13 protein-coding genes and 1 pseudogene are annotated in these 10,261 nt (G+C 45.1%); 11 read left to right on the top strand and 3 right to left on the bottom strand.

All coding sequences use genetic code 11. From position 1 onward, the window contains the following. From QMA41_RS20970 to QMA41_RS20935, 8 genes and pseudogenes are all read left to right on the top strand, one after another. A pseudogene (locus QMA41_RS20970) lies at positions 1 to 219 on the top strand (hypothetical protein); the annotation flags it as partial. 66 nt (positions 220 to 285) lie between these two features. Further along, a complete protein-coding gene (locus QMA41_RS20965; RefSeq protein WP_281630535.1) occupies positions 286 to 1,764 on the top strand; it encodes a phage tail sheath subtilisin-like domain-containing protein in 1,479 nt (492 codons plus the stop codon). Next, the gene (locus QMA41_RS20960; RefSeq protein WP_171354789.1) at positions 1,757 to 2,260 is read left to right on the top strand and encodes a phage major tail tube protein; all 504 of its coding nucleotides are present in this window, start codon (positions 1,757 to 1,759) and stop codon (positions 2,258 to 2,260) included. The genes QMA41_RS20965 and QMA41_RS20960 overlap by 8 nt, the downstream gene beginning before the upstream one ends. Positions 2,261 to 2,325: 65 nt before the next feature. Then, positions 2,326 to 2,664 (top strand): phage tail assembly protein, encoded by a 339-nt coding sequence (locus QMA41_RS20955; RefSeq protein ID WP_171354788.1) that lies wholly within the window; start codon positions 2,326 to 2,328, stop codon positions 2,662 to 2,664. A 115-nt stretch (positions 2,665 to 2,779) separates the two neighbouring features. Beyond that, complete coding sequence (locus tag QMA41_RS20950) at positions 2,780 to 4,462, top strand: phage tail protein (protein ID WP_281630534.1); 1,683 nt, start codon at positions 2,780 to 2,782, stop codon at positions 4,460 to 4,462. A 3-nt stretch (positions 4,463 to 4,465) separates the two neighbouring features. Next, positions 4,466 to 4,867 carry a phage tail protein gene (locus QMA41_RS20945; protein WP_281630533.1) on the top strand — a complete coding sequence of 134 codons (402 nt, stop codon included), beginning with the start codon at positions 4,466 to 4,468 and terminating at the stop codon, positions 4,865 to 4,867. Next, positions 4,845 to 5,054: a tail protein X gene (locus QMA41_RS20940; protein ID WP_269981357.1), complete on the top strand. Its 210-nt coding sequence runs from the start codon at positions 4,845 to 4,847 to the stop codon at positions 5,052 to 5,054. Before QMA41_RS20945 ends, QMA41_RS20940 begins: the two co-directional genes overlap by 23 nt. Next, the gene (locus QMA41_RS20935) at positions 5,042 to 6,049 is read left to right on the top strand and encodes a contractile injection system protein, VgrG/Pvc8 family (RefSeq protein WP_281630532.1); all 1,008 of its coding nucleotides are present in this window, start codon (positions 5,042 to 5,044) and stop codon (positions 6,047 to 6,049) included. Before QMA41_RS20940 ends, QMA41_RS20935 begins: the two co-directional genes overlap by 13 nt. Before the next feature lie 17 nt (positions 6,050 to 6,066). Here QMA41_RS20935 and QMA41_RS20930 read toward each other — a convergent pair whose 3' ends face one another. Then, complete coding sequence (locus QMA41_RS20930; RefSeq protein ID WP_281630531.1) at positions 6,067 to 6,624, bottom strand: hypothetical protein; 558 nt, start codon at positions 6,622 to 6,624, stop codon at positions 6,067 to 6,069. A gap of 128 nt (positions 6,625 to 6,752) precedes the next feature. Then, positions 6,753 to 7,310, bottom strand: coding sequence for a PhnA domain-containing protein (locus tag QMA41_RS20925; RefSeq protein WP_043010325.1), 558 nt, complete (start codon positions 7,308 to 7,310; stop codon positions 6,753 to 6,755). Between the two features lie 235 nt (positions 7,311 to 7,545). Between QMA41_RS20925 and QMA41_RS20920 the strand changes: the two genes are divergently transcribed. Then, positions 7,546 to 8,628 carry a site-2 protease family protein gene (locus QMA41_RS20920; RefSeq protein ID WP_281630530.1) on the top strand — a complete coding sequence of 361 codons (1,083 nt, stop codon included), beginning with the start codon at positions 7,546 to 7,548 and terminating at the stop codon, positions 8,626 to 8,628. Positions 8,629 to 8,662: 34 nt separating this feature from the next. Here QMA41_RS20920 and QMA41_RS20915 read toward each other — a convergent pair whose 3' ends face one another. Continuing rightward, a complete protein-coding gene (locus tag QMA41_RS20915) occupies positions 8,663 to 9,451 on the bottom strand; it encodes a M48 family metallopeptidase (protein WP_019277826.1) in 789 nt (262 codons plus the stop codon). Between the two features lie 84 nt (positions 9,452 to 9,535). On the opposite strand from QMA41_RS20915, the gene QMA41_RS20910 reads away from it, so the two are divergent. Together QMA41_RS20910 and QMA41_RS20905 are read left to right on the top strand one after the other, a co-directional pair. Beyond that, positions 9,536 to 9,988, top strand: coding sequence for a hotdog fold thioesterase (locus QMA41_RS20910; protein WP_281630529.1), 453 nt, complete (start codon positions 9,536 to 9,538; stop codon positions 9,986 to 9,988). Beyond that, positions 9,988 to 10,221 (top strand): DUF3389 domain-containing protein, encoded by a 234-nt coding sequence (locus QMA41_RS20905; protein ID WP_045987261.1) that lies wholly within the window; start codon positions 9,988 to 9,990, stop codon positions 10,219 to 10,221. The genes QMA41_RS20910 and QMA41_RS20905 overlap by 1 nt, the downstream gene beginning before the upstream one ends. Positions 10,222 to 10,261 lie beyond the last annotated feature (40 nt).

Below are 10,261 nucleotides of genomic sequence, written 5' to 3'. Positions count from 1 at the left end.
TTGAAAACCGAAAAAGATGTTTATCAAGAGCAATACAAAGCTGTGGATGATAAACGTCAATCTGAATACACCCAACGTGTTAGGCCTTATCTAGAGGAAGCTGAAATCAAAAAGCACATGTGCGACCAAAGCGAATATACTCGCTTGATGGATTTAGCTGTTCAAGAACGCGAGACAATCCAAACCGAAAACCCGTGGCCAGAACCTCCCACCGAATAATTAAACAATCCCAACAACCCAGCCATGTGCTGGGTTTTCTTTTGCCTAAATTTTACGGAGAACCTTATGCCTAAATGGTTACATGGCTCAGAGGTGATTGAAATGGACGACGGCGTTCGTGCTATCACATCGACCAAAATGTCGGTGATTGGCATTGCGCTTGAATCTGATGATGCAAGTCCAGCAACAAAGGCGTCTTTAGCGGTTGGTGCTGCAGTTCTGGGGGATAACCTCATGTTTACTGCAGTAGCTGCTGGTAAAGATGGCAATGCTATCAACATCACCATTCAATCAGCTACTGAGGCAGACGCAGAGGCAAGTGTCGCTGTACTTGGTAAAGCGATCACAATTACGTTAGCCACTGATGCAAACACTCTACCGACCACGAAAGTCACTGACATTCCCGCCTTAATTGAAGGCAGTAATGAAGCGAAAGCTTTGGTGCTTTGTACCACCACAACCGATGAAGAAGATGCAGGTATTCCAGACATCTTCAATAAGAGCTTCCTTGAAGGTGGTTTAGACGAGCCGTTTCCAGAGCTAAAACCTGTTCTTATTACAGGTAGACTTAGCCAAGCTAAAGGTCTTGGTGTGACCTCAGAGGCATATAAGTCAATGAAGAGCATTATGGACCAAACTGGTGCTTTAGTCGTTGCAGTTCGAGCGAAGAAAATTACCGCACCAGAAAAATCGGGTTCAAACATCATTGAAGCCATTAACAAACTCTCTGAAGCGAAAGCAGAAACTCAATACAAACCGCGTATTTTGATTGCACCGCGGTTTTCTCATATTGATGGGGTAGCCAAAGCACTCGAAAGCCAAGCCGCTCGTTTACGTGGCTTTGCTTATGTCGATTGTGAGCAGACAGCTACCTACATTGATGCAATGAAGCGCGCTAAGTCGTTTGGTAGCCGTGTGGAAGTGCAGTGGCCAATGATGAAAGTGCACGATACCGACCTTAACCAAGAAGTGCCTCGTCCAACGTCAGAGTTTGCTGCAGGTCTTCGTGCTCGTATCGATGCTGAAAAGGGGGTGCACTGGTCGAAGTCTAATCAAGAGATTTACAACGTAGTGGGTACCTGGGTTCCAGTTGAGTGGGAACTCAGTGATGAAAACTGCGTGGCCAACGTGCTTAACCAGAACAAGGTCAGCACGGTGATTCGTGAAGGCGGTTATCGTTTTTGGGGTAACCGAAGCTGTGCAACCGATCCGAAATGGACCTTTGAATGTGTTCGTCGTGTGGCAGACATGATCAATGACAGCATTGAGTCGGCTCACCTTTGGGCGGTGGATATGCCTGGTACCACGCAGTATCTACAAGATGTTATCTCTGGGGTTAAATCGTATATGGCGCAGCTGCGTTATGAAGGCGTTATTCCTGGAGGTGATGCGTGGCTTGATAAAGAGCTGAACACACCAGAAACCATGTCGAAAGGTATTGTCAATTTCGATTTTGATTATGGCGTTTACTACCCAATGGAGCACTTGATCTTCCGCTCTCGTCTTAATATGGGTTATTTAGAAGAGGTAATTTCGAATGTCTAATTGGGTACGTAAAAAATACGGTCTTTACATTGCTGGCCGTGACAAAGTCGGTGCTATCGTAGACCACACGCCGCCAGTCCTGGAGGTTATCACAGAGGACTTTGTCTCAGGTGGTATGGATATGCCGATTCCAATGGATATGGGCATGAATCCAATCTCGACATCATGGACGATGGGTGAAGACACGGACACATTGCGCCTGTTTGGCCTTATTCCAGGAAAGAAAGTCACTGTCTTTGTTCGTGGCCTGCTTATGGACGATGAATCAGGCGACACCAAAGAGGTGATTGAAGAGTACCGCGGCATCTTAACCAAGATTGACCGCGGTACTTACTCACCTAATTCAAGTGCCCCCTACACCTATGAGATGAAGCTGAGCTATTACCGCTATGAGGTTGATGGTGAAGATATTCATGAAATCGATCCTAAGAACATGATTCGTAAGATTGATGGTGTTGACCAGTTGGCTGCCGCGCGTAAAGCGTTAGGTAAATAATTCCTCTTTTATAATTCAATGGGCTGCTTAGTTATCTGAGCAGCCTTTTTTAATGCGAGAACATTATGTCTGAGACACAAAAATTCAAAACAGAAGAAAAAATTCGCTTAGCTTTTCCTTATGAGCACAATGGGGAACAAATTACGGAATTGGTCATGCGCCGTCCGAAGGTTCGTGACCAGATAAAGCTAAAAGGTAAGTGTGGTACTGCTCATCAACCGAAGGTTAAGCAAGGCTCGAAAGAGTTTTATGATAACTTTGACCGTGATGTCGAAATGTTTTCGATGCTTTGTGATGTACCCGTGGACCTATTCTATGCGATGGATAATGGTGATTACACAAAGTGTTCAAGCGCCTACACGGAGTTATCACAGCCTTGCTCAGTTACGACGAGCGAGACCTAGATAGCGTCATCTTCAAACTTTCCTCCATGACGGGCTGGACGCTGACAGAGATTGAAAACCTCGATCTGGTTCGCTTCAACCGTTTTATCGAAATGATCCCAAAAAAGAGTAAGTGATGAGTGCAGTTCAAAACTTAAAAACGGTCGTCACATTAGGTGGCGCGGTTGATAACTCTTTCTCCCAGATGGGTGGGGTTGTCGATAAAGAGTTAGGCAAAGCGACTAAGCAAGTCAAAACGTTAGAAAAAGAACAGAAGCAGCTCAACAAGCAAATTAAACAGGCGAAATTAGCCGGTGCGGATGTTTCTTTGCTAACCAGGCGCTACCAAGAGCTTGATGTGGAAATAGGTGATGCCACTAGAAGTGCTGAAGGCTTCGCTTCAGCCAGTGGTTTCTCTGCCAATTTAGTTGCAGGGGCCAAAGCTGCAGTAGCGACTACCGCCGCGGTTGGTGGTCTTGCTGCAGGTGTCGTTACGCTCACCACAGTGACCAACCAGGCGACAGCAGAGCAGAATGCGTTAGCGAAATCTTACGGCATGAGTATCCAAGAATTTACTGCTTGGGGTGCAGTTGCTGCAGGTGCTGGTCTGAATGCTGAGAATACCGGTGATCTGGTTGAGGAGCTTAGTAACAAGTTTGGTGAGTTTAAAAGCTTAGGAGAACAAGGGACGGTTTCAGATGTCTTTGGCGCACTTGGCGTGGATGCTGCAATGCTTGAAGGAATGTCAGCGGTTGAGCAATTTGAGTTCATCATGAAGCGCTTAGAGGCGGTTGGAGATATCCAGCAGGCTTCCAGTTTGGCTGACATGCTTTTTGGTGGTGAAGGCGCGAAGATTGTCACTTACCTCAAGAACAGCGGAAAAAGCCTAGATTCAATCTTTGATAAGCAGAAAAAAATTAACAACCTCACCCAAGAGGGTGCTGATGGTGCAACGGCTTACAATACTTCCTACACCGCATTAACCACGGCCATGACCTCTTCTTGGCAAGAGGTAGCAGGTGTTGTGGGTGGTGAAGTCGCTCCAGTTGTTGATGACTTGGCGCTGCGTGTGAGTGCTTTTGCCAGGGAGCATAAGAAAGAGATTGTAGACTTCTTAACAGCCGCGGTTAATGGCTCTCTTGCCTTTGGTGGTGCGGTGGTCGATTTAGGCGGTTACGTAGACGGTCTTGCTCAGTCGATAGGTGGCTGGGATACGGTCATGAGTCTAGTCATCGGCATGATGGCAGGTAAGGGTGTGATGGCCGTGGGCACCATGGGTATGCAACTCATGAGTATGGTGAAAACACTGGGCACAGTGAAGGCTACCATGCTAGGTGTTAATGCTGTTATGGCCGCGAATCCGATTGGCGCTGTAGCCGTGGCCGTTGGTGCCTTAGTTGCTGCAGGTGTCGCGCTTTACCAGAATTGGGAAGAGATTGAAGAGTGGGCCAAGCCTTTCTTTGATTGGATTTACGGCATGTGGGAAGGCTTGGTTGATGTTGCTATGTCAGTGAAAGATGCTTTCACCTGGGATGACGATGAAAAGAAACCTGCACCGAAAACCACAGGATACGCTGCTTATAGCCAGCAAAGTGCACCTGCCTATCAAGGCTATGGTTATGGCAACTTAGCCGCAAGAGTCAGTGAGATTGATTCAGAGACTGCACCTGCAGGTAAAGGAAACACCGTTCATCAAAACGTTGAGAAAATTGAGATCGTCACTCAACCAGGGCAGAGCAATCAAGAAATAGGCGGAGAGGTGGCGAATCAACTATCGAACAAACAAGAAGCTGCGATGTATGACACCAATATAGGGTGAAAAATGGAAAGGATCATGATGATGTGGGGAGACATTAAGTTCTCCATTGATACGTTGGCCTATCAGCAGTTTACCACGACATATGGGTGGGTTTGGGCAAGTCAGAAACGATTCGGCCAAACTGATTCGCTGCAATATACAGGTCAAGAAAACCCTAAAGCTAACTTGAAAGGGGTAATTTTTACCCAGTTTGAGAAAGTTGGAACAGGGCAAATTGATAAGGTGGTTTACCAGGCTAATTTAGGCAAACCGCAATTACTGATATCGGGCACCGGCGATGTCATGGGGTACTGGTGTCTCACTAAGCTTCAGGATAGTAAAAGTAAATTTATGCAGGCTGGTTTGGCCAAGAAACAAGACTTTACGATGGATCTTATTTTTTATGGGAAAACCTTATCTAACTAAAGACGGCGATGTGCTTGATCTCCTTTGCTTTGAGGAATATGGCACAGAAAAAGCGGTCCCTACTGTGCTTGATGCCAATCATCACCTTGGGGAGTATGGGGCAGTATTACCAGGTGGATTAACTATCGTTTTTCCTGATTACGAACCGCCCGTTGAAGATGATTCGGATACGTTATGGAGCGAGTAAATTACGCCCCGGCGTATCGCATCAGAGCGAATGACCAGGACATCACGAACAGTATAAAAACATCCTTCCTTTCAATGACGATTACGGACAATGAAGGAGGAGAAGCTGATACAGTTACGATCACTTTGGATGGTACCGAGATAAAGAAACTGCCGACCAAAAAGGCAAAGCTTCAAATAGCTTTAGGCTTTGAAGATATGCTTTATCCTCAAGGTACTTTCACTATCAGTAACTTTTCTGAGAGTGGCTTTCCAGAAAAAATCACCATCTCAGGTACCTCTATACCAATGGGAGGTTCGAGTGCACCAGAAAACATTCAAACACAACGAACCCAGATGTGGGAGTCCATTACTTTAGCTGACCTTCTTCATATCGTAGCCAAGCGCAACGGCCTAACACCTTTGGTTAATGATGAGTTAGGCGCTCAGGTTCTTGAGCATGTGGACCAGACAGCTGAATCAGACATGGCATTGATGACGCGCATAGCCAAGCAGTTTGGGTTAATCAGTAAGGTATCCAATGATAACTGGATGATTTTAAAAGAAGGTGAAGGTAAGAATGCGAAAGGCACCAAAGGCCTTAAACAGTCCATTCTCAAAAGCGAAGTATCGGATTACAGCTTCAGCTCTTCAACCAGGGAAGAGTCCTCTGTTGTTGAAGCCAAGTGGCAAGATGTTCAGACAGGCGAAAAGGGAACGGTACGAGCAGGAGCTGGTTCAGCAGTTTTTCAAATTGCGTACACTTACCCGAGTAAAGAAGAAGCTCAGCAAGCTTGTAATGCACGAGCGCAAGCGAAATCCTCCAGCAATGACACCTTTAGCTTTACAACCTCTGAGCGTAGAGAACTTATTAAGGCATTCTCTACAGGTCACATAACTCCAATAGGTTGGCGCTCTGAGATTAGTGACTACACCTGGAAAACAACGAGCATATCTAAAACCATCGACAAAAGTGGTGGTTTAGTAGTGAGTTTAAGCGCAAACAAAGTCTACTGAGATTATTGAAGATGAATTTACAGAGGGTACTTTAGCACTCGCACTTCAGAGCCCTCATAAAGGTACGTTTTCCATCCTACTAATTCAGATGTAGGAACTCGATCTTCTTTGTAGGCTCGTGCTTCTCCCAGATGTCCTAACTTACAGAAAAAATCCATATTCTTTTCTTCAAGTACATCTTTGGAGAATTGTTGTTGATCTTTACAAGACCCATCTGAACCTAATAAATATTTGACGAGGTATCTAGGCCCTGTAGTAGTTGAATATGTCCTAGCAACACCGCCGTGCCATGAGCAAGTTCCTTTACCTGTAGAAGAACTAGCTGAGCCATCATTACATATTGAACCAAACGATTTATATTGTGCGGAGTAGGTTACGACTAACCCTACCGCATTGATATCATCTGGCAGACTAAATTGTTGCCTTACCGATTCATAGTCAGCCCAACTAGGAATATTCGGTGGATAGATATATCCGCTTTGAAATATGTTAGAACAACCAACAAGGAAGGATGTTACTGTTAACAGTGTAAGGAATCTCATATAGCTTGGGACAATTTCAAAATTCAGGTGCATCCTTGGGACATCCATGGGACAGTTTTCGGGGTAAAATAAAGTTCTTTATTCCACGTGATAAAAAATGACCTAAGAAAAAGGCGCTCACAGTTGAGCGCCTTTCTTGATTACTTAGTCGTAAAAAAGAATTACTTCTTACGGCAGTACTCAGCGATTACGTACATAGATTGACCGCCATTCGCCTTACCAGAAACAAGCTTAGGATCGTCGCCAATGCTGATACCACGGATAACCGTGCCTTGTTTGATGACTTGGTTAGTGCCTTTAACTGGTAGGTCTTTGATTACCGTTACGTCGTCACCTTTTTTCAGTTCGACGCCGTTGCAATCAAGTGGTTTGTCATCAGCAGACATACCAATCATGGCCCAGTTCATTTGTTCTTCTTCCATGTACATCATGTCCAGCGCATCTTGTGCCCAGCTTTCGCTGTTTAAGCGCGTTAACTGGCGCCATGCTGTGACTTGCACACCTGGAACTTGGCTCCACATGCTATCGTTCAAACAACGCCAGTGGTTGATGTCTTTAGGCTCGTCAATTTCACCAAGACATGTGTCGCAAACCATAATAGCGTGATCCACAGTCACATGGCTGTGTGGTGGAACAGCGTAAGCGGTTAGCTGAGATTCAGCACTGCACAATTCACACTTAGATTGGCAACGTTCTAGCATGGTAGCTTCTGAAGACATAATGGGCTCACATATAAATAGGTATTAAATCAAGGGCGCTATTATCCACTTTATCCATCGAAAATAAAGGGGTATTGGCTTTGGAGAGTACGAACTGCCTTGGTTTAGCGGATTATTCCCGCAATAGTTAGCTTAATGTCGTGACGCTGTCACTGGCTCAATCCCTATTCTTTACCATTTTTATAACAATCGGCATAATGAGCGGCGTTTATATATCAATTTTGTAGGACTGACATTGGAACTGCTTTCTATCGATTTTTTGGGTAAGCCTTTGCGCCTTGAGGGCTCTTTGGCTGGTTGGCAGCAACTCTTCTGGGATAATCAATTAGTTTCCCAGTTTGATGCGGACTCTGAACGTGGTAAAGAGTCGTCGCATGAATTCAAACTTCTCAACGGTGAAGAAGAGCTGATATGCCGACTTGAAACATCACTCGATTGGCAACCTTTTTTAATTGAATATAAAGCGATACTCAATGAACAGTTAATTGCTCAAGGTCGCCGCGATACAAAAGATATAGAGCAGCAAACACCGTTTACGCCACCAGAGCCAGAGAAAAGGTTTAGCCTGATTGGTTTGTTGTCACTTGGGATGAAAGCTTTCAAAAGTGCAAAGCTGATTAAGGTCGTTCTGGCCTCAGCTAGCTTGGCTGCATATTCTTGGCTGTTTTCCTTTCAGTTTGCTTTGGCATTGATCGCTTGTTTGGTATTCCATGAGTATGGCCACGTTAAGGCGATGAAGTACTTTGGTATGAAAACCAAAGGCATTTACTTAGTGCCTTTTCTTGGAGGATTGGCGTTAAGCGATGAAAAGATCAATACGCGCTGGCAGGATGTCGTCATCTCCATCATGGGCCCGATGTTTGGTTTTGTATTGTCACTCATCCTAGTTGCGCTTTATTGGATAACGGGTGAGATGTTCTTTGCGGGCTTGGCGGTTTTTAATGCCTTCCTCAATTTATTTAACCTTTTGCCAATCCTGCCTCTTGACGGAGGTCATGTTCTCAAAAGCATCAGCTTCTCTATGAACAGCCTGATGGGAATTGTGCTATGTACAGCGGCTGCGCTTGGTGGCGTTGCGTTGAGTTACTCATTGGGATTAACGCTGTTTGGCTTCTTGCTTATTATGGGCACATTAGAAATCGTCATCGAGTGGCGAGGGAGGCACCACAGCCATCTATTACCGCTTGATAGGTATGGTCAGGTTGTCGCCGCCGTTTGGTACGTTGCGTTAGTAGCTGGCCTGATTGGTATCATTTGGTATTTCGCCGGGACAGGCGATCAGCTTTTACAGCTGCCACTTATGATATTGGGGACTTAGAACAAATTGGGGAGCATTTCGCTCCCCAATTTATTTACGAACAGTTTGGTTTCTTCACATTGTAGTTTGGCAACGTCTTTATCTTGGCTGATAAATCGTTTATGCGAGTGCCGTGTGAAGGGTGGGTGGAAAGCAATTCAGGCGGCTGACTTCCACCAGAAGCTTTAGCCATGTTTTGCCACAAGCTAATACTCTCGTTCGGATCAAAACCGGCTTTTGCCATGATTTCTAAACCAACAATATCTGCTTCAGACTCCTGAGTTCGTCCGTAAGGCAATAACACCCCGTATTGCACGCCAAGCCCCAAAGCGGCCATGGTTGCATTTTGATACTGAGCGTACTCTGAAGAACCTAGTGCGGCTCCAGTAATCTGCAAGCCAGCATTAGCTAACTGAGATTGTGAAAGCCTTTCGTTACTGTGATCGGCGAGAACATGCGCGATTTCATGACCAATGACAGTTGCCAGTTGATCTTCATTCTTCGCGACTTTGAGCAGCCCAGTATAAACGCCAATTTTACCTCCAGGCAGTGCAAAAGCATTGACTTGGTCACTATCAAAAACCACAACTTCCCAATCTTTAAACTCTGGTTGTTGAGGAACTTGCTGCGTGACGGCTTTCGCGACACACTGGACATATGCGTTTATCTTTTTGTCTTTGCTTATTTTTTGCTGCTGCTTCATTTGTTCAAAAGACTGGGCGCCGAGAGCACTCATGTCTTGATCAGAAAAAAGCAGCAATTGATTTCGTCCTGTTGGCGATGAGGTGCAGGCCGCTAACCCTACAACGGTAGCTAAGGCTGTATATTTCAACCAGTTATGCATGGAACGCTCCGTTTCACTCTTATTATTTTGCTAATCATACCATTAGGTTACAATGCTTTGTAACGAATCATCACGAGTACTTATATGACTATCTGGAAACGACCTATTGACCTTGATCGTCTAAATGCGACATCTGAAAATACTTTGATAGATCACTTAAAGATCATTTATAGCAAAGTTGGCGAAGATTTCATTGAAGCCACAATGCCAGTCTGTCATTTCACCCACCAGCCTCTGGGAATGCTACATGGCGGTGCTTCGGTAGTGTTGGCAGAAACCTTAGGTTCTGTTGCGGCAAACTTTTGTGTTGAAGATGATGCCTATTGCATCGGGCTGGATATTAATGCCAACCACATTCGCTCGATGCGAGAAGGTCAGGTTATTGGTCGAGCGGAGCCGATTCATCTCGGCATCTCTACGCAAGTATGGCAAATCAATATTACTGATGAGCGAGAAAGGTTAGTGTGTACCAGTCGCCTTACCATCGCAGTGAAGAAGAAACGCAACGCTAAACAATCTCTTAAGGCTAACCAATAATGGTAGTTGAATTTAAAAGCGGAAAAATCATCGTCACTGCTCATGAAATTGTGGTGAAAGTGGCTACAGAACACATGATCACATTGCAGGCTCAGGTGGATGCAGTTCAGCTCATCGGTCGAGGTGCTAACGTTATTGCTGCCAATGGCTCTGAGACCAAATGGTCTATCAAGCTTGATAACGAACAACAACTGTTCAAAATCGCAAACGAAATCGGGATCGATATTCAATAACCCTAAAACGTACTTGCTTCTTCGATATAAATAAGGAAAC

This window comes from Vibrio sp. St2, from assembly GCF_947311885.1.
Lineage (GTDB): Bacteria > Pseudomonadota > Gammaproteobacteria > Enterobacterales > Vibrionaceae > Vibrio > Vibrio coralliilyticus.
The sequence above is the reverse complement of the archived record's forward strand: the minus strand, read 5'-3'. Positions and strand labels throughout refer to the sequence as shown.

Excerpts from the sequence above, each read along its gene's own strand:
- QMA41_RS20965 (WP_281630535.1), top strand. The coding sequence starts at position 286 with ATGCCTAAATGGTTACATGGCTCAGAGGTGATTGAAATGGACGACGGC.
- QMA41_RS20960 (WP_171354789.1), top strand. The coding sequence starts at position 1,757 with ATGTCTAATTGGGTACGTAAAAAATACGGTCTTTACATTGCTGGCCGT.
- QMA41_RS20955 (WP_171354788.1), top strand. The coding sequence starts at position 2,326 with ATGTCTGAGACACAAAAATTCAAAACAGAAGAAAAAATTCGCTTAGCT.
- QMA41_RS20950 (WP_281630534.1), top strand. The coding sequence starts at position 2,780 with ATGAGTGCAGTTCAAAACTTAAAAACGGTCGTCACATTAGGTGGCGCG.
- QMA41_RS20945 (WP_281630533.1), top strand. The coding sequence starts at position 4,466 with ATGGAAAGGATCATGATGATGTGGGGAGACATTAAGTTCTCCATTGAT.
- QMA41_RS20940 (WP_269981357.1), top strand. The coding sequence starts at position 4,845 with ATGGGAAAACCTTATCTAACTAAAGACGGCGATGTGCTTGATCTCCTT.
- QMA41_RS20935 (WP_281630532.1), top strand. The coding sequence starts at position 5,042 with ATGGAGCGAGTAAATTACGCCCCGGCGTATCGCATCAGAGCGAATGAC.
- QMA41_RS20930 (WP_281630531.1), bottom strand. The coding sequence starts at position 6,624 with ATGCACCTGAATTTTGAAATTGTCCCAAGCTATATGAGATTCCTTACA.
- QMA41_RS20925 (WP_043010325.1), bottom strand. The coding sequence starts at position 7,310 with ATGTCTTCAGAAGCTACCATGCTAGAACGTTGCCAATCTAAGTGTGAA.
- QMA41_RS20915 (WP_019277826.1), bottom strand. The coding sequence starts at position 9,451 with ATGCATAACTGGTTGAAATATACAGCCTTAGCTACCGTTGTAGGGTTA.
- QMA41_RS20910 (WP_281630529.1), top strand. The coding sequence starts at position 9,536 with ATGACTATCTGGAAACGACCTATTGACCTTGATCGTCTAAATGCGACA.
- QMA41_RS20905 (WP_045987261.1), top strand. The coding sequence starts at position 9,988 with ATGGTAGTTGAATTTAAAAGCGGAAAAATCATCGTCACTGCTCATGAA.